Origin of the sequence: Corynebacterium sp. HFH0082 (assembly GCF_000411235.1) — a bacterium.
In the GTDB taxonomy this organism is placed as follows: Bacteria; Actinomycetota; Actinomycetes; order Mycobacteriales; family Mycobacteriaceae; genus Corynebacterium; species Corynebacterium jeikeium_D.
Window position 1 is genome coordinate 179686 of the sequence record NZ_KE150404.1, and the last position, 18748, is coordinate 198433.

Here is an 18748-nt window from a genome sequence, read left to right on the forward strand (position 1 = left end):
CGATAACTTCGGGCAGTGCGATTGGTGCTGAATCGCAATTCCGGCTTGTCGCGCCCACCGCCTGACAGTTGGTGAGGGAATCGCTAAATCGCGCCCAACCGCGCTTGCTGATGCCCCGTTGGCGATGTGTTGAAGCGCAATGGGTTTGATGGCACTGTATTTCGTTCGGCGGGTTTGCTTCACTACTTCTCCTGGTCGAAAGTGGTGATGCATTCACCGCCTGAACCTACCGGCCAATTTTCTGGCCGTTTTTGACATAAACTCAGTCACTAACTTGCACTGGCCCGCCGTCGTCAGCCGTAAGGGCATCGCCCCGCCGCCGCCAGCCATAAGAAAACGCCCGCCGAGTGCCTGAGCACTCCTACGGGCGTTTCTTCTAGACAAGAACTTTGTCAGTCACGGACCACCGAGCTAGTCACCAATCTGGTCACGGCCACGCTTAACAATCTTCGGGTCCGGAGTACCAACCAGCTCGTGGTCCTTCTCCGTGTACTCAAACTTGCTCAGCACGTAACGCATCGCGTTGATGCGGGCACGCTTCTTGTCGTTGGACTTAATGGTAATCCACGGGGACTCATCGGTATCCGTGTAGCGGAACTGCTCTTCCTTTGCGCGGGTGTAGTCACCCCAACGATCCAACGAAGCGAGGTCCATCGGAGAGAGCTTCCACTGACGTACCGGGTCAACCTGGCGAATTGCGAAGCGAGTGCGCTGCTCCTTCTGAGTCACGGAGAACCACAGCTTGGTCAGCGAAATACCGGAGCCCAGAATCATGTTCTCCAGCATCGGAACCTCACGCAGGAACTCTGCGTGCTGGGACTCGGTACAGAAGCCCATCACGCGCTCAACGCCCGAACGGTTGTACCAGGAACGGTCGAAGAAGACGATTTCGCCAGCGCACGGAAAATGCTCAATATAGCGCTGGAAGTACCACGAGGTGGACTCACGCGGCGACGGCTTTTCCAGAGCCACAGTTCGAGCACCACGCGGATTCAGGTGCTCGTTAAAGCGCTTAATGGTACCGCCCTTACCAGCGGCGTCACGGCCTTCGAAGAGGATGATGTGCTTCTGACCAGTTTCCTTGGTCCAGTTCTGCCACTTCAGAAGCTCAATCTGCAGCTTCCTCTTAATAGACTCGTATTCCTTGCGCGTCATGCGCTCCTCGTACGGGTAGCCATCGCGCCAGGTATCAACCCGCTCACCGTCTGGAGTGACCAGTACCGGATCGTCCTCATCAGAATCATCGACGACGTAACCTTCGGTCTTCGCCAAATCGACGATGTGGAATTCCTCTTCATTCTTGTCAGCCATACCCCTTATCCTACTGAATTTCTCTACCACACGTCCCCCATGCGGGTGCCCTTACCTGCAATTTCCCAGCAGTTAACGTTCCGTCTTACCGAAATTGAGGGGGTGGGACTGCACGCAGCGACCGTCGATAAGCACTGCGCGTACAATAAATGCCATGTTGTTATCCGAGGCTCTTGCCGCACGATCCGAAGTTTCCGACCGGCTGGCTGAGATTAATCGCCGTCTCGCGCTGGTGGCGCAGGTGCAGGAAGGCGATACGCCTGATGAAGATCCGCAAGCGCTTATTGCCGAAGCCGAGCGTCTGATGGCGCGCTTCGAATGGCTGGTGCGCTCGATTAACGCAACGAATTCCGCTACTGCCTTCGAGGACGGAACGCTTAGCGACGCACTTGCGAAGCGCGACCACCTGCTAACACGGCGGCGGTTCTACACCTCCGCAGCCGATCAGGGCTCGGGTCGGCGGGATCGATACTCAGCTTCGGAGATTCGCTATGTCGCCACTGTGGATATCCGGTCGCTGCGCCAGAAAGCCGACCAAGCATCGAAGGAATACCGGGACTTGGATACCCGTATTCAGCAGGCGAACTGGTCAACCGAGCTTATCGAGGCCGCGAATAAGCCGGCCGAATAGCAAAGTGGCAGGGTTCGGTAGCGAAACCAGAAGAATTTCACATTTTGATAAGTCGGTAGTTGCATCCAGATTGTCGGCGAGCGCGACGGCCCGTCTCTGGCCTTAAAGGGACACCTAAAGATCTCACCTGTACTGAGGCAGCAGGATTAATAACAGACAGTCCTCGGCATTGCGTACATGGGTACAGATCATCGGTTATTTTTCACTACCAAGCGCTGAGGCATCTGATGCGACGAGGGTGGGTTCGGGGACTTAAACTTTCTCAAGTTACAGAGCAAAATCGCCGCTGAGGGACACCCCTCAGCGGCGATTTTTAAGGCTAACTCAAGCAGTTGGGACCTCTTTTAGAAGCCCATGCCGCCCATCTCGTCGCCACCCGGCATTGCCGGCATAGCCGGTTCCGGCTTGTCAGCGACAACAGCCTCGGTGGTCAGGAACAGAGCCGCAATGGAAGCAGCGTTCTGCAGTGCGGAGCGGGTAACCTTCACCGGATCGTTGATGCCGGCTTCCATCAGGTCGATGTACTCACCGGTAGCAGCGTTCAGACCCTCGCCCTGCGGCAGGGAAGCAACCTTCTCGGTGACGACGCCAGCCTCGAGACCAGCGTTCAGAGCTATCTGGCGCAGCGGAGCTGCGAGAGCCGCACGCACGATGCGGACACCGGTTGCCTCGTCGCCGGTCAGACCCAGCTCGTCGTCAAGCACGTGCGAGACCTGCAGCAGTGCGGAACCGCCACCAGCGACGATGCCCTCTTCCACAGCAGCCTTTGCGTTGCGGACGGCATCCTCGATGCGGTGCTTGCGCTCCTTGAGCTCGACCTCGGTTGCGGCGCCAGCCTTGATGACTGCGACACCGCCGGCGAGCTTAGCCAGGCGCTCCTGCAGCTTCTCCTTGTCGTAATCGGAGTCGGAGTTCTCGATCTCAGCGCGAATCTGGTTGACGCGGCCCTCGATAGCGGACTGTTCGCCAGCGCCCTCGACGATGGTGGTCTCGTCCTTGGTGACGACGACCTTGCGAGCGCGACCCAGCAGCGGCAGGTCAGCGGTCTCGAGCGACAGGCCGACCTCCTCAGAGATGACCTGGCCATCGGTCAGGATAGCCATGTCCTGCAGCATTGCCTTACGACGGTCACCGAAGCCCGGAGCCTTCACAGCGACAGACTTGAAGGTGCCGCGGATCTTGTTGACGACCAGGGTGGACAGAGCCTCACCCTCGACGTCCTCAGCAATGATCAGCAGCGGCTTGCCGGACTGCATGACCTTCTCCAGCAGCGGCAGCAGGTCCTTGATGTTGGAGATCTTGCCGGAAACCAGGAGGATGTACGGATCCTCCAGAACGGCCTCCTGGCGCTCCATGTCGGTGGCGAAGTAACCGGAGATGTAGCCCTTGTCGAAGCGCATACCCTCGGTCAGCTCCAGGTCGAGACCAAAGGTGTTGGCCTCTTCCACGGTAATGACGCCTTCCTTGCCGACCTTGTCCATAGCGGTGGCAATCAGCTCACCGATAGCCGGGTCAGCAGCGGAGATACCAGCGGTAGCAGCAATCTGCTCCTTGGTCTCGATGTCCTTAGCGGACTCCAGCAGCTTCTCGGTAACAGCCGCGACAGCCTTCTCGATGCCGCGCTTGATGCCCATCGGGTTGGAGCCAGCAGCAACGTTGCGCAGACCCTCGGAAACCAGAGCCTGAGCCAGAACGGTAGCGGTAGTAGTACCGTCACCAGCGACGTCGTCGGTCTTCTTGGCAACTTCCTTGACCAGCTCAGCGCCGATCTTCTCGTAAGGATCCTCAAGTTCGATTTCACGTGCAATGGAGACACCGTCATTGGTGATCAGCGGTGCGCCCCACTTGCGCTCGAGGACTACGTTGCGACCCTTCGGGCCCAGCGTGACCTTGACAGCGTCTGCCAGGGTATTCAGACCCGTTTCGAGACCGCGGCGGGCCTCCTCGTCAAATGCAATCATCTTAGCCATGAGGTTTGAAGAATCCTCCGTCTATTTATGTGGCACTTACATTGGAAGTTGACCCAGGCGCCCGCGACGGCATGTGATTCGAGGGAAGCGCCGCCCTCTCCATCACCGGAGTCAACACTGTACTTTTTAACGACTTTTCAACACTTGTTTCAGCACACGCATACACAAGGTGTGAAGTTGTTTTTATTAGCACTCAATTAGAGCAAGTGCTAATTCACTTTTCTAGCACTCAACCCCATCGAGTGCAAGGTTAAGCATTGTCACTCCTGGCGTCACTCCTTATGCCACTTCCAACGCCATCATGGTTGTGCGCCTACACTGTCGCACATGAGCATTATTAATAAGGAACTCACGGGCACCCTGCGAGACCACATCTCCAGCCAACGCGAGACCATCCGCACTCAGCTGACCGAGCTGGTCGCTTTCCCATCCGTACACGGCACCGAAGAAACCAAGCAGGCCTGCATCGACGCAGCCCAGGCGGTTACTGACATGTACGCAGAGCTGGGTATCGAGCTAGAGGCGCATCACACCATCGACGGTTCGATTGCACTGTCGGGTTTCATCCCCGGGTCGTCGGAAAGCGCGAAGACCGTACTGCTCTACTCCCATTACGACGTCCAGCCGGCGGGCGACGAATCCGCTTGGACCGCGGATCCGTGGACGCTCGATGAGCGCGACGGTCGCTGGTACGGACGCGGTACTGCCGACTGCAAGGGCAACGTGGTCATGCACCTGGCTGCGCTGCGCGCGCTGCGCGACGACGCTCTTGCGGGCCACGTCGACATGCCAAACATCAAGCTCATCGTGGAAGGTTCCGAGGAGCGCGGATCGGCGGGCCTGAACAACCTCATCGCCACGCAGCCGGAGCTTTTCGACGCCGACGTCATCCTCATTGCGGATGTCGGCAATGCCGAGGTTGGCCAGCCGACACTCGTGACCACCCTGCGCGGCACCGCCGATGTGGAAGTTCGCGTCGATGCGCTGGAGCAGCCGGTGCACTCGGGCATGTTCGGCGGCGCAGCTCCGGATGCACTGGCGGCGTTGATTCGTATGCTCGACAGCCTGCGCGATGAAAATGGCTTTACCTCTATTGACGGCCTGGACTGCTCGCAGCGCTGGGAGGGGCTGGACTACGCGCCAGAGACTTTCCGCACCGACGCAGGTGTACTCGACGGCGTGGACCTAATTAGCAACGAGGACGCTTCCGTCTCTGACCTGACCTGGGCTCGCCCGTCTGTGATTGTGACCGGAATCGACTGCCCACCAGCGACCAATGCTGTCAACGCAATTTCATCGACTGCTATGGCGCACATCAACTTCCGTATCCCAGGCGGCGTCGACCCGGCCGAAGCACAGGAGGCACTGGAGAATCACCTGCGCGCGCATGCTCCGTGGGGCGTGAAGGTGACGGTCGAGCGCGACGAGCTAGCAAACCCATTCCGGGCCAATGTTGAGGGCAAGGTTGTGCAGCTGGTTGCCGACAGCCTGTCGGCCGCCTACGGCAAGGAGACGGCAAGCATGGGCGAGGGAGCCTCGATTCCGCTGTGCGCCACTTTGCTGGAGGCCGTACCAGGTGCTGACATCGCACTCTACGGTGTGGAAGAGCCACAGGCCCGCATTCACTCGGCCGACGAATCGGTGGACCCGAACGAGATTCGCGACATCGCTATTGGCGAGGCGGTTTTCCTAGCTTCCGTCAACGGAATTTAACGGGCACATCAAAAAATCTGCCAGATTATTAGATGAATGACTTGTGTCACATCTTTTTTCTGTAGTAAGGTTCGACCCATGCAGCAGAACATTCTTATTCGAGTAGCGAAGGCTACGAACCCCGGTGGAGGCCGACAGGACTGACCCCTCCACGCGGGGTCTCTGGCCGCAACTTCTCGAAGCACTTGGTTGGTCCGCCACTCACAGCAAAGCAATTAAGCAAAGGACCAGAAAAGAATGTTTTCCACTCGCACCCAGAAGAACATGTCCACTTCGACGACCTTCACGGGCAAGCGCCCTTCGTTGGAGCACCAGGACAACGGAAATGTGCGAACTTATTCCGACGATCCGTTTAGGGCTCGCTTCGGACATCGCCTGCCTCGTGGCTTGAGGCAGGAAGCTCGTGGCATGAACTGGCAGAAGTTCAAGGACATTTACTCCCCCACGAACGGCCCGGTTCAAATCAAGAATTTCGAGGCAACTCGTGGCACCCTGGGCCGCTGGAACTTCAACGCTGATTTGTCGCTGACCGACAAGGACGGCCGTACCCGTACCTTCACCCAGGAAATCACCGCTATGGGGCCGGTGTCGGCTTGCACCAACTTGCTGGCTGATGCAGGTTACCGCGTTGAAATCGTGGAGTTCCACCAGTTCGAGATTTTCGAGGCTACGGCTACCTTTGTCTACGCAGGTCACAACAATGACCATGTGTGGACCATGGGCTTTGGCCAGACTCCGGAAGCTTCCGTGCTCTCCGCTTTGGTCTGTGCTGCTAACCGCTTGCATGGCTAATGCGCAGCTGACATTCGAGTAGCGCACGAGTAATAAATGCGCCAATCTTGGGGCTTGGCAGTCGATTGCCAAGCCCTAAAAAATGCCCAAATCCTCACCCCCAAATTTTCACCACACCGGAAAAAATTTCCCGTTTTCTCACACTCGGTTAACCCCGTTTTGAATACTTAAGTCCCTAAAACGGGGTTGCATGAACCGGTGTGTTCCGTTCATTATGGAATGGTGACTTCTCTCCTGTGCATCCTGTTCCTTACGGCAGCGATTGCACCATGGACGATTAAGTGGCTCGGAACCCGCGGGTTCCTCGTTCTCAGCCTCCCTCTGGCAGGTGGCGCTATCTACACCGGCGCCCATCTGGTTCGCTTAGCTCTAGCGAATGGAAACGGGGAAACTTCCGCCACCACGCAACCCGCCGTCACGCATTTTTCGTGGATGCCCATTATCCACTTGGATGTAAACCTGCGATTAGGTCCTATTGAATCGCTCTTCGGCACACTGGTTTTGACCATCGGCTTTCTCGTACTGGTGTATTGCTCCGGATACTTCGTCAATCCGCCGCCCGGAAAACGTCGTCGAATAGGCTCCTTCGCAGCACAAATGGTTGCCTTCGCCGCGGCTATGTACGGGCTGGTCATCAGCGACAACATCATGCTGATGTTTGTCTTCTGGGAAATTACCTCGGTTCTTTCCTTCCTCCTGGTGGGCTACTACGCCGAGCGAGCTTCCTCCCGTCGCGCAGCAGGCCAGGCACTCCTGGTCACGACACTGGGCGGGCTAATCATGCTGGTCGGTATCGTCCTGATGGGAGTGACCACTGGGTTCTGGAACTTCTCCGACCTCACAGCACCTGGCGCGCTGACCACGTCACAGCTGAACTCCACAGCAATCTCCACCGCCGCAATCCTGCTGGTCATCGGCGCACTTTCTAAATCCGCTATCGCGCCCTTCCACTTCTGGCTGCCCGGCGCAATGGCCGCCCCTACCCCGGTTTCTTCCTTCCTGCATTCGGCAGCGATGGTCAAAGCCGGTGTGTTCCTGGTCGCCCGACTTGCGCCAACTTTCAATGCCACCAACGCGTGGCAACCAATCATCATCCCGCTCGGCCTTTTGACCATGATTATGGGCGGCTGGATGGCTCTGCGCCAGAAGGATCTCAAGCTGATCATGGCGTATGGCACTGTCAGCCAGTTGGGATTCATCATCACGGTAGCGTCGATAGGCACGCGTGCGACGATGCTGGCGGCCCTGGCGCTGACTCTTGGCCACGCCATGTTCAAGGCCACGCTGTTTATGACGGCGGGCACAATTGACAGGCTGACTGGTACGCGCGATATCCGTGAGCTCTCTGGGCTCGGTAGAAAGTCGCCGCAGTTGCTGGTGATTTCGATTCTCGCCGCTGCATCGATGATGGGTGTGCCGCCGTTCTTCGGCTTCGTCGCCAAGGAAGCTGCGCTGGAGGCCACGCTCAATGCTGATCCGCTGCATGGGATGCCGTCGGTGTTTACCACCATTGGCCTCGTCGTGGGTTCGATTCTGACCGTAGCGTACTCGCTGTACCTGCTGCGCGCCGCGTTTGCGACCAAGTCCAGCACCCACGCCAGCGGCGGTGGCACTTCCCCTGCCGTGGCAGAGATGGATTCCCCGACGTGGGATCAGATTGGCCCGGCTTGGCTGTTGGCGCTGGCAGGTTTGGTTTTCGGCCTGGTTCCCCGCGTCCTCGACTCGATTATCTCGCCCTACCTCACCAATGCCTACCCGAATGCGGAAGCAGAATCGCACCTGGCTCTCTGGCACGGTTTCACCCTTCCTCTGGCGCTGACAGCCACAATTCTGATCACAGGTGGCATCATGCACTGGCAGCGCAAACTGGTGCGTCAGCTACAGTTTGAACAGCCGGCTCTCGGTAGTGCCGATGCGCTTTACGACGGCATCCTGGACTTGGCCCGCCGTCTTTCTCTCCGTGCCACTGCTGCGACCCAGCGTGGTTCCCTTCCGTTGAATGAGGCGGTCATTTTGCTGACCCTCATCGTGCTGTCCATCGGTGCCTTGTTGCTCGGTGAGCGTGATGAGCTCCGGATGGAACTGTGGGACTCTGCACCGCAGGGCGCGGTCGCGTTGATTATAATCATCGCGGCTCTGGCCGCCACCCAACAGAAAAACAGGCTCTCCGGTGTCATCCTGGTAGGTGTGACCGGCTACGGCTTGGCCATTATCTTCGCCATGTACGGTGCACCTGATTTGGCTCTGACGCAGCTGCTGGTTGAGACGGTCTCAATGATTGTTTTCGTGTTGGTGCTGCGCACGCTCTCGCCGCGGGCACCGGCATCAAATCCGAGGTGGATACGACACCGTGCATGGCTGGCCATCGCAGTCGGTGTCACTGTCCCAGTGTTGGCCGCCTACGCTATGGGCTCCCGTCGTACTGAGCCAATCTCCGGCGACATTCCGCCGCTAGCTCACGATATTGGGCACGGCCAGAATGCGGTCAACGTACTTCTTGTCGATATCCGCGCCTGGGATACCTTCGGTGAAATCACCGTGCTGGTGATGGTGGCGCTGGGGATTACCTCGCTGGTATTCCGCACGCACACGATGCACATGCGCTCAAAGATTAAGCCACAGCGGAATCGTGCTCGCCGCAACACCCGCTGGTTGAACACCATCGATGAGTCCGGTGAAGCCGAGCGGTTGCGCTACCCAATCATGGTTCTGGTGGCATCGCGCGCGCTCTTCCCCGCCATGATGGTGGTTTCCATCTACCTCTTCTTCGCCGGCCACAACGATGTCGGTGGTGGCTTCGCAGGTGGCCTCGTGGCTGCGCTGGCACTGACCATGCGTTATCTCATCGGTGGGCATCGTGAACTGGCAGCAACTCTGCCAATTCCTACCGAGGTACTTCTCGGCGGCGGTCTGCTGGTGTCGGCTCTTAGCGCCGTATGGCCACTGTTCGTGGGTTGGGCTCCGCTGACTTCCTGGTACGGCTCGCGGGAAATTCCGCTGCTCGGCGACGTCACCGTTGTCTCCCCTATGCTCTTTGACCTGGGTGTGTACATGATTGTCGTTGGCACGATTGTCTACATCCTGCGCAGTTTGGGCGGCGGCATCGATGCTCAGATAAACCTTCGCGCTGAGCGTGATCGTTCACGTCGTGTGAATCGAGCCGCACTCGGCCAGTCCCGCCAGCTGCGTAGCAAGTTGGCGGCGGCTAAGCCCGCAGGTGTTAAGTCCGCAGGCGTTAAACCTGCCGGCACTAAACCCGCAGGCACTGCCAACACAGCCACCTCGGAGGCCTCAGAACCGACAGCCCCAGCTAGGACCGAAGGAAAGGACACTCACCAGTGATTCTCAATTTTGTTCTGCTAGCTACTGTCGGCACGCTGATCGCCACAGGGGTGTACCTGTTCCTCGATCGTTCGTTGACCAGGATGCTCATGGGGCTGTTGCTGATGGGCAACGGTATCAACCTGCTCATCCTGCTTGGCTCTGGTGCACCGGGGCAACCACCGATCTGGGATAGAGAATCGCTAGTCAGCGATGCCCAGGCCGACTCGCTGCCTCAGGCCTTCATCCTCACCGCGATTGTTATCTCTATGGGCATGACCGCCTTCCTGCTGGCCCTGCTCTATCGCCAGCACCGCTACCACATCGGCGATCACGTGCAGGATGACCACGAAGACCGCAGTCTGGCACTGCGTCGCGCCAGCGACCCGTCGGCTGCTCCGGATCACGACAAGTCCGACGACCCCACCACCGGTCGTCCCACAGAGGCCGGAGATAACTTCGGTCCGGTCTGTTTCGAAAAGCCTGTTACCCCACCATCCAACACCCCAGGAGGTGACGACGATGACGACTGAGCAATTAATCCTGGCGCTAATCCCGCTTCCTATCATCGTCCCCGCCGCCACCGCCGCAATTGCTCTGCTGCTGGCACGTTTTCCCAAAGCACAGCAGGCGATCGCGCTGTTTTCACTCGGCAGCCTGCTGGGAGTCGCCAGCGCACTGGTGTATCTCATCTACGCGCACGGCATCCACACGGTCCAGGTGGGCGGCTGGGACGCACCAATCGGCATCACGCTCGTGGCCGACAACCTCGCCGTGCTGATGATTACCGTCTCTCAGCTGGTCCTCTTTGCCGTGATGTGGTTCGGCATCGGCCAGGGTATTAGCGATGGTGACGAAGATGAGCCGATCTCCGTCTTCGTTCCGACGTACATGTTGCTCAACATGGGTGTCTCGATGGCCTTCCTGGCTGGCGACCTGTTCAACATGTATGTCGGTTTCGAGGTTCTGCTCGTAGCCTCCTACGTGCTGCTCACGCTGGGGGCCTCGTCGTCACGCACTCGCGCAGGCGTGTCGTATGTGATGGTCAACATGCTGTCCTCGATGGTGTTCCTGCTGGCGATTGGCCTGGTTTATCAAGCGGTCGGCACGGTGAACTTCGCGCATATTTCTCTGCGTATGGAGGACATCCCCGATGGCACCCGCACCGCAATCTTCGCAGTGTTGCTCGTTGCCTTCGCGGTGAAGGCGGCGGTGTTCCCGCTGTCGGCATGGTTGCCAGACTCCTACCCCACCGCACCGTCCATGGTCACCGCAGTCTTCGCGGGTCTGCTGACGAAGGTGGGTGTCTACGCGATCATCCGCACGCGCAGTGTCGTCTTCCCCGACGGCAGGCTTGACGACGTCCTGATGTGGGCCGGCCTAGCGACAATGCTCATGGGCATTCTCGGCGCCATGGCCCAAAATGACATCAAACGTCTCTTGTCATTTACGCTGGTGTCCCACATCGGATACATGATCTTCGGTATTGCCGTCGGCAATACGCTGGGGCTCGGCGGCGCAATCTTCTACATTGTCCACCACATTCTGGTGCAGACGGCGTTGTTCCTGGTGGTCGGGCTTATCGAACGCCAGGCGGGCTCGTCCTCCCTGCGCAGCCTGGGTGGCCTGGCCAAATCCTCGCCGCTGCTGGCGCTGCTATACCTTGTGCCCGCGCTCAACCTCGGTGGTATCCCACCGTTCTCGGGCTTCCTGGGCAAGGTCATGCTGATTGAGGCGGGTGCCCAAGACGGCTCCGCCACCGCGTGGATTCTGGTTGCGGGTTCGATTATCACCAGCCTGCTGACCCTCTACACCATGATTCTCGTCTGGTCGAAGGCCTTCTGGCGTGACCGTTCCGATGCCCCCGAGGGCGACACCGTGCTTGCGCAGCCAGCCGCGCTCCGGGAAAGGACTCAGATGGTTGCTATCGCAGAGCGTGACGACGTCGGCAAGATGCCACTCGGCATGGTGATGCCGACGGCCCTGCTGGTGATTGCCTCTGTGGGGGTTACCGTTCTGGCCGGGCCACTGTCCAATGTGGCTACCGAAGCGGCAAGCAACGTCGCGAATGTTGATGAGTACCGCGCAGCGGTCCTCGGTATCGACTCGGCCGATGACAAGGGCCTGGAGCAGCTGGAAAACCCAGGCCGCACCAAGAGCCCATGGAAGTCGGATTCAGCGACCGAACGTCCCACCAGCACGCTGGAAGGAGCAGGTGAAAGCTGATGAGTAAAGCGCGCGCCAAGGTGGCTGCAAAGCGACCACCACGTATTTCAATCCTGCTCTTCTTATTCACAGTGATTATTTGGGTCATGCTGTGGGGCGAGGTGACATTTGCCAATGTGCTCTCGGGAATCCTTGTAGCCACGTTGCTGAACCTCGCCATGCCTATCCCGCCAAACAGCGCGCTGGATATCAACTTCGGTGGCATGGTGCGACTGTTCGGTTCTTGGACAATCGACTTCGTGAAGGCCTCTATCAGTGTCGCCTGGCTGGCCATCCGACGAGCTGATCCGCCACCGACTGCCATTATCAAGGTCCCCATGCGGACCAATGACGATATTTCGCTCACGACTGCAATGGCACTAATTAATCTGCAGCCGGGCGGCATCATCGTGGACATCGATAAGCGAAAAAAGACGCTGACCATGCATCTTCTCGACGCTTCGTCGACAGGCAAGGTAGCTGAACAAATCAACCAGTTGACCCGAATCGAGCGACGGGTGATTCGCGCGTTTGAGAACCGCGATGTACATGAGCAACCGACTAAGCCAGGCTCTGGCGAAGAGCAGCCGAGCAGTGCGAAAAGCGGCGAGCAAGGCGAAACGAGCAGCGAAAAAGGGGAGAAAGGAGCAGCCGATGAACCCGGAAGTTTTTAACATTCTGCTCGGCGTAGCTGCTGCAGGCTATTTCATTGCGGTGATGATTACCCTCGGGCACATGATCGCAGGACCAAACTCACTGGACCGCCTGGTGGCGCTGGAGTCCATGACTGCAATGTTGCAGGGCATGCTCGCTGCGTTCATGGCCTGGAGCTTGGACACTTCGGTGGTCTATCCAATGCTCATCATTGCGCTGCTCGGTTTCCTGTCTTCGCTGGCGGTCGCCAAGTTCCGTGTTCCGGATGACGGAAAGCAGCCCGCAAAGAGCTCCCGGAAGGGTGCGACGAAAGCAGCCGGAAAGGTCGCCACAAAGAAAACCGCACAGAAAGCGGCGCCTAAGGCAACACCGACAACGGCTCCAAAAACAGCGAAGGGAGAGTCCAAATGATTCTCGTGGCAGACATTATCGCCATCACACTCATTCTCACCGGAATGCTACTGTGCGTTGCAGCGTCCGTGGGATTGATACGCTTCCGCGACACCATCAGTCGGATGCACGCATCCTCCAAGCCACAAACACTGGGGCTAATTTTGACGCTGTCGGGCTCGCTTGTACACGTCGCCACGCACGCGTCAGCTCACACAACTACTAGCAGTGACTTGGCTCTATTGACCCTGATTATCCTGTTTGCTCTGGGAACATCGCCGATTGTTAGTAACCGCGTTGGCCACGAGGCGTTCAAGGAGAGGCTCGTCGACGAGGACAGCCTGGCCCGCGATGACAGCCGAGAATAACGAGAGGACAATGGCCTTAAGTTACTGACTGGGTTTATGACAAAGTGACTAGGTTTATGCACCTCAAAAGTGCTATAAGCCTAGTCACTATTTTTGTCTAGGAACACACCGCTTAACGACGGCTAGTCGTCTACTTGCTCGTGGAAATCTGCAGGCGCTATCGGATGCCCGGCGCGCAGTTCCTGCACCGCAAGATCCACGGCGGCACGCCACGGGGTGTGGCCAATGCGCTCTTCGTTCGCCCGTACGTCGTCCTCGGTAGCCATGGACGGCAGCGCCCCGGCCGCATCCGCCACAGTGCGCTGCCGCTCGTATGCCGCGCCCATTTCCACGATGTTGTTGACGAATTCCAGTTCGGCTCGGCAACCCAGTTCGTCGGCAAGCGGGGCGAGTTGAACCACAAGTTCACGGAGTTCGTCGCGAACCCACCGCTCGTCGGTATCGCGATTGACGATGACCAGCGCGTCCATGCCGTAGCGGGCGGCGCGCCACTTGTTTTCGGCGATGTGCCAGGACTGCAGTGACGGTAGTTCCTCGCCAGCCTCCCACATGCGGTCGTAGTAAACCGTCAGGCAGTGCGTCAATGCCACGATAGCGGCGAGTTCCTGCAGGTTAGAGGTGGCGTCGGCGACACGAATCTCAATGGTGCCGTACTTTGATGCCGGGCGGATGTCCAAGTGCATCGAGCCGGTGTGGTTGATGACGCCGGAGCGGGACTGGTCGTGCATGTAGGACTCCCACTCGGGCCACGTGTAAATCGCCGGCGGCTGACCCGCGGTGGGAAGCTGCTGGTAGAGCAGGCTTCGGTTGGAAGCGTAACCCATATCCTCGCCGTTCCAGGCCGGTGAGGAGGCAGACAGCGCCAACATGTGCGGCAGCTTCGTTGCCAGAGCCTGAATGATCGGCCAAACGCGTTCGGAGTCTTTAATGCCTACGTGGACGTGGACTCCCCAGATAATCATCTGGTTCCCCCACCACTGAGTGCGGTTGATAATTTCGGAGTAGTGCCCCTTGGCGCTGACCTGCTGAGCAGTACCGCGGGCGAACGGATGCGAGCCCGATGACCACACATCCACCCCAACGCGGTCAGCGGCATCGAGAACCATGTCCAGCTGGCTTTGGAGCTCCGCTACGGCATCGGGCACGTTCATGTGCACACCGGTGACGAGCTCCACTGTGTTGGCGAGGAACTCGCGCTGGAGCCCATGTCCGGGATGCTCCGCATCGATGATGTCGAGCACCTCGGCGGCAGCGGGAGCGGTGTCGCGCGTTCGTCGGTCAACGAACGCCACTTCCCATTCCACTCCCAGAGATGGCTGCGCCGATCCGGAAAACTGCTCAGTCATACCGCTATTTTTTCACACTAGGAGTCGTTTTCCTCAGTTGGCTCCGTCCAGGTGACGGTTTTTGCGCACGAGGCAAGGTCACCGTTGGAATCGACAAGCGCAACTGTGGTGAAACTGTCTTCATCCACCTTGGACGGAACGTTCCAGACATCTGCATTCCGTTTGTCATCGACGTGCACTTCGCCGATGACACCCAACCCTTCGGTTGCGGGGCTGCCGATGCCACGGCAGCCAGATGCACCACGCGCCTGCACTGTGTACTTGCCCTTATCCAAGGTAGTGAACTGACCTTTTTCGTCGGAAAGGCCCATCCATCCCTTGGCGCTCATGACCTGTACAGTTGCCAGCATTTTCATTGATCCGTCGTCGTTTGTTCGGATGAAGTTATAGGCGCTGACTCGCTCGGTCAGCTTCGGTGCAGCCGGATCTACGCTCACTGGCGCAGTGCTTGTCGACGCGCCTGCGTTCCCGTCCTTGTCGCTGCTGGATTCAACCCCCGAGCAGGACACCAACAGTGTTGCAGCACAACCCAACGCGGTGGCGACAGCAACACGACGACGCTTTACGGCGAACATAAAAACCTCACAGACCTCACTGGCTACTAGCAGAATACTAGTACCCCTTTTTCAGCCGTGATCTGTTTGAGACTGCAAAATATGCAAAAGCCCCGCGTAGGCCATGAAATGTGTGGCTTACGCGGGACTTGGAAAGCTATGGGGCTTCGCACCACGGCGGCAGGTTTTGACGCTTAGGCCGCAAACCTTAGTGAGAGACCAAAGCCTGGTGGGCCGGGAGTCTAGTGAGCCGGGTCAGTGGCGACCACGACGATTCCCGCCGGAGCGTCCCGGAGGCGGTCATCGCGAGGTGCGGCTTCCCAACCGTTGTCATGCGCGATCTGCTCAGCGGCGGCCTTTTCCTCTTCGTTCCTCGGGTCGAAGTAGACGGTGGTCTTCTCCCACACACCCATCTTCTCTTCAGGAGCATTGCCGGTCTCGCCGGCGCCCCAGCCCTGCTCGCCCATCTGCTTGGACAGGTCATCGGCGAGGCCCACGACCTCAGAGTTATTCAGGACACTGACCTTGACAGTCTTGCGGTCAATCTGGGGCGCTTCGTTGGCCTCATCCTGTGCCGGCGGATTCTCAGCGGGAGGAACCGGTTTGCCTGGCTCATTTGCCGGTGGCGGCGGCGGAACCTCGCCGTCACCATCTCCAGCAGCACCATCCTTTGCCGGATCACTGCCGTTGGCCGAGTCAGCAGGCGCACCAGAGTCAACCGGAGCGGATGCCGAGGTGTCATTCTGGCCGGTGTTCTCGGCATCGTCGCCACGTGTGCTGAGTGCATAGGCACCGTAGGCGACCAGGCACACGCCGATAGCGAGCAGCACGATAGCGAGAACGCGCATGTAGCGGCCATCACCGGCACCGTCGCCGATGTCGCCGTCATCAACACCATCAGCAGCTGCGGAATTGCTAGCAGTCCCAGCGCTGGCACCGGTAGAGGCGGCGGTGGCACCAGCAGCAGCTGCGCCAGCGGCCGGAGCCGCAGATCTGAGCGCTGTGTGTTGAGCATCCGACGGCTCGGAGTACGCATGGGCGCCGCCAGCGGCGGGAGCCTCCGCGTAATCGCTGTACTCATCGAAGTCGTCGAAGTCGTCATCGAGTCGATGACGGCCCGGACGCGGCGAATTCTGAGGGTTTAGTTGGTCAGACACATCCCACATCCTATATGTTCTGCCGCCGAACCGTGAAGTGAAACTTGAACCTTATGCGTCTTGGTTGTCCCGCACGGCGCGCAGCCGATGAACCAACACGGGTTCGGCCGCTTCGGCTGCCGGAGAATCGAGAAGTCGCGAAAGTACCTGGTGGTAACGGATTGTGTTGTTGCCGAAGTCCTCGGCAAAGCGACGCCGAATTGCCTCCTGCCGCGCACCGGCCATACGCGGCCCACGGCGGGCAACTTTCAGCCATTCCTTCTCAAAATCCAGCATTTTCTGCGCCAAAATGGGCTCAATGCCGCCGGTATCGCCCGCGAGTCCGGGATGCTCGGATGAGTCAGGCCGCAACTCAGTCTCAGGTTCGTGGCTGCCGCCTATGGGCTTCTTGCTCACCATTTTTCTGCACCCCGCTTTCCTTCTCAGTCGCCCTGATTTTCTATTCTGCACGACACTGCTTATGCAGATACTTAGTGAAGATACATAGTAAGGCTCAGCCACCCAGCCCTACATACCACTTCCGACATCGCCCAACGTCTCCAAGACCCCTGACATCACCAGGCGATTTAGAAAAGATGGACGCCGAGTAGAATCAGCGACATGACTATCCGTCCCATTGTGATTGCCGGAGACCCCGTTCTCCACACTCCTACCCAGCCGGTGACCGAGGACATCTCCGAGCTGCGTGAGCTCATCGAGGACATGTACGAAACCATGGACCGCGCCCACGGTGTGGGGCTGGCTGCCAACCAGGTGGGTGTCGGCAAGCGTCTGTTCGTCTACAACTGCCCCGATGACGACGATGTCTGGCACCGCGGCTGCGTCATCAATCCGGTGCTGACCACCAGTGAAATCCCGAAGACTATGCCTAACGACGACGGCTCCGATGACGAAGGTTGCCTCTCTGTGCCCGGCCTGTCCTTCCCCACCAACCGTGCGGAGAAGGCTGTTGTCACCGGCCTGGATGAAAACGGCGAAGAGGTCCGCATCGAGGCCACCGGTTTCTTCGCCCGCTGCATGCAGCACGAAGTCGGCCACCTGGATGGGTTCCTCTACACCGACTGCCTCACGGGCCGTTGGAAGCGCATGGCCAAGAAGGAAATCAAGCGCGCCGGTTGGACCGAGGGCGGCCTGACCTGGATGCCGGGCGTGGATCCGGATCCGTTCGGCCACGAGGATTAAATCGTGACGGATAGGCAATTGGAGTCGTCGGCAAGCGAAAATGCAGCCCAGAAGCTACCGATTTCCCGTTGGGGTGTCGGTGAGGTAGCGGTGGGACGTCGTGTCATTGTGCGGCGCGCGCTAACCGATGAAGAGGCGCTGGCCAGCGGCAAGAAGACTACGGACGTCATTGGGCATGTGCTCAGCATGGATCCGTTCGTCGTGCGTCCACAGGTTCGTGCTGGCGTGCGTGCCGACGAGTCCGTGGCAGCGGTGGACTTTAGCGATAAGCACATTTTGATTGTGAAGGCCCTGCCGGATCATCCGGTGCGCAATTCGGACATTCGCGCCGTGGAAACTGCGACAGCGAAGGCCTTCCCGGGTATCGCGCACGTGGTGGAGTCGGGCTGGCTGCTGCGTGCGGGCGATGGTATTACAGAGCGTTCCAACTCCGCGCTGCCGCTCGAGCCCGGAGCCAGCACTCAGCCGGTGCCGCTGGAGAAGATTAAGTCGTTTTACGATTCCCACGATTTGCCGGTGCGGATTGCGGTTCCGGATCGGATCGCCAAGCCTGCACAGGCACTGGTCGCTGGGTCAGAGTGGACGGTCGGGCCGGACATTGTGGTTATGACGCGCTCCCTCGATGGGGACTTGCCGCCCGTTGAATTGGCAACTGAAACGAACAGCGCCGAGCTGGCAGACGTGCAGGTGGACATCGCTGATCAGCCTGACGACGATTGGCTGGAGCTCTACCACTTCCGCGGCACTACGCTGCCCGAGCATGCGCTGCAGTTCCTGCGCAATGAAATTGATGGCCGCATGTGTTTCGGCCGGCTCCAAGTCCCTGATGACAGTGCGTCTGAGGGTATGCGCACAGTAGCTATTACACGCGGCACGCTGACCGAATCGGAGGACGGCCGCGTGTGGCTCGGATTCTCTGCCGTGGAAGTCGCAGCCGATATGCGCCGCCGAGGGCTAGGCACCCTACTGGGAATTCAGATGATGCACTGGGGTGCGCAGCACGGGGCAGATTCTGCATATCTGCAGGTATTGGGCTCGAATGAGGCTGGCATTGCGCTGTACCGGACGCTCGGTTTTACCGAGCACCACCGGCACCGATATGCGGAGTTGACAGGGGCTTAGGGGCCGGGGGCTTACGTTTCGGCCCTGCCCTG

At 59.0% G+C, this 18748-nt stretch carries 17 protein-coding genes; 11 read left to right on the forward strand and 6 right to left on the reverse strand.

Features of this window, described 5'->3' with window-relative positions:
• Positions 1-411: 411 nt before the first annotated feature.
• Positions 412-1311 carry a polyphosphate kinase 2 gene (ppk2, locus tag HMPREF1206_RS00785; protein ID WP_005510168.1) on the reverse strand — a complete coding sequence of 300 codons (900 nt, stop codon included), beginning with the start codon at positions 1309-1311 and terminating at the stop codon, positions 412-414.
• A gap of 154 nt (positions 1312-1465) precedes the next feature.
• On the opposite strand from ppk2, the gene HMPREF1206_RS00790 reads away from it, so the two are divergent.
• Positions 1466-1942, forward strand: a complete 477-nt coding sequence (locus HMPREF1206_RS00790; protein ID WP_016421500.1) for a DIP1984 family protein — start codon at positions 1466-1468, stop codon at positions 1940-1942.
• A gap of 344 nt (positions 1943-2286) precedes the next feature.
• Here HMPREF1206_RS00790 and groL read toward each other — a convergent pair whose 3' ends face one another.
• A complete protein-coding gene (gene groL, locus HMPREF1206_RS00795; RefSeq protein ID WP_016421501.1) occupies positions 2287-3912 on the reverse strand; it encodes a chaperonin GroEL in 1626 nt (541 codons plus the stop codon).
• A 327-nt stretch (positions 3913-4239) separates the two neighbouring features.
• Here groL and HMPREF1206_RS00800 point away from each other — a divergent pair, with 327 nt between their 5' ends.
• The 8 genes from HMPREF1206_RS00800 to HMPREF1206_RS00835 all read left to right on the forward strand — a co-directional run bounded on the left by HMPREF1206_RS00800 (position 4240) and on the right by HMPREF1206_RS00835 (position 13355).
• Positions 4240-5625, forward strand: a complete 1386-nt coding sequence (locus HMPREF1206_RS00800; protein WP_016421502.1) for a dipeptidase — start codon at positions 4240-4242, stop codon at positions 5623-5625.
• Positions 5626-5862: 237 nt separating this feature from the next.
• Complete coding sequence (locus HMPREF1206_RS00805; RefSeq protein ID WP_016421503.1) at positions 5863-6417, forward strand: hypothetical protein; 555 nt, start codon at positions 5863-5865, stop codon at positions 6415-6417.
• Positions 6418-6636: 219 nt separating this feature from the next.
• On the forward strand, positions 6637-9759 hold the full coding sequence (locus HMPREF1206_RS00810) for a Na+/H+ antiporter subunit A (protein ID WP_016421504.1): 3123 nt from the start codon (positions 6637-6639) through the stop codon (positions 9757-9759).
• A complete protein-coding gene (locus HMPREF1206_RS00815; protein ID WP_016421505.1) occupies positions 9756-10271 on the forward strand; it encodes a Na(+)/H(+) antiporter subunit C in 516 nt (171 codons plus the stop codon). The genes HMPREF1206_RS00810 and HMPREF1206_RS00815 overlap by 4 nt, the downstream gene beginning before the upstream one ends.
• Entirely contained in the window at positions 10261-11964 is a 1704-nt protein-coding gene (locus HMPREF1206_RS00820) for a Na+/H+ antiporter subunit D (RefSeq protein ID WP_016421506.1), read from the forward strand. Before HMPREF1206_RS00815 ends, HMPREF1206_RS00820 begins: the two co-directional genes overlap by 11 nt.
• The gene (locus HMPREF1206_RS00825) at positions 11964-12617 is read left to right on the forward strand and encodes a Na+/H+ antiporter subunit E (protein ID WP_016421507.1); all 654 of its coding nucleotides are present in this window, start codon (positions 11964-11966) and stop codon (positions 12615-12617) included. The genes HMPREF1206_RS00820 and HMPREF1206_RS00825 overlap by 1 nt, the downstream gene beginning before the upstream one ends.
• Positions 12598-13008 (forward strand): monovalent cation/H+ antiporter complex subunit F, encoded by a 411-nt coding sequence (locus HMPREF1206_RS00830; protein ID WP_016421508.1) that lies wholly within the window; start codon positions 12598-12600, stop codon positions 13006-13008. Before HMPREF1206_RS00825 ends, HMPREF1206_RS00830 begins: the two co-directional genes overlap by 20 nt.
• The gene (locus tag HMPREF1206_RS00835; protein ID WP_016421509.1) at positions 13005-13355 is read left to right on the forward strand and encodes a monovalent cation/H(+) antiporter subunit G; all 351 of its coding nucleotides are present in this window, start codon (positions 13005-13007) and stop codon (positions 13353-13355) included. The genes HMPREF1206_RS00830 and HMPREF1206_RS00835 overlap by 4 nt, the downstream gene beginning before the upstream one ends.
• A 122-nt stretch (positions 13356-13477) precedes the next feature.
• On the opposite strand, the gene HMPREF1206_RS00840 is transcribed toward HMPREF1206_RS00835, so the two are convergent.
• From HMPREF1206_RS00840 to HMPREF1206_RS00855, 4 genes are all read right to left on the reverse strand, one after another.
• The gene (locus HMPREF1206_RS00840; RefSeq protein ID WP_016421510.1) at positions 13478-14701 is read right to left on the reverse strand and encodes a glutamate--cysteine ligase; all 1224 of its coding nucleotides are present in this window, start codon (positions 14699-14701) and stop codon (positions 13478-13480) included.
• A gap of 17 nt (positions 14702-14718) precedes the next feature.
• On the reverse strand, positions 14719-15276 hold the full coding sequence (locus tag HMPREF1206_RS00845; RefSeq protein WP_016421511.1) for a hypothetical protein: 558 nt from the start codon (positions 15274-15276) through the stop codon (positions 14719-14721).
• A gap of 221 nt (positions 15277-15497) precedes the next feature.
• Entirely contained in the window at positions 15498-16412 is a 915-nt protein-coding gene (locus HMPREF1206_RS00850) for a LytR C-terminal domain-containing protein (protein ID WP_016421512.1), read from the reverse strand.
• 51 nt (positions 16413-16463) lie between these two features.
• Positions 16464-16811, reverse strand: a complete 348-nt coding sequence (locus HMPREF1206_RS00855; protein WP_016421513.1) for a DUF3263 domain-containing protein — start codon at positions 16809-16811, stop codon at positions 16464-16466.
• A gap of 201 nt (positions 16812-17012) precedes the next feature.
• On the opposite strand from HMPREF1206_RS00855, the gene HMPREF1206_RS00860 reads away from it, so the two are divergent.
• Both HMPREF1206_RS00860 and HMPREF1206_RS00865 read left to right on the forward strand, forming a co-directional pair.
• Entirely contained in the window at positions 17013-17594 is a 582-nt protein-coding gene (locus tag HMPREF1206_RS00860) for a peptide deformylase (RefSeq protein ID WP_016421514.1), read from the forward strand.
• 3 nt (positions 17595-17597) lie between these two features.
• On the forward strand, positions 17598-18716 hold the full coding sequence (locus HMPREF1206_RS00865; RefSeq protein WP_016421515.1) for a GNAT family N-acetyltransferase: 1119 nt from the start codon (positions 17598-17600) through the stop codon (positions 18714-18716).
• Positions 18717-18748: the final 32 nt, after the last annotated feature.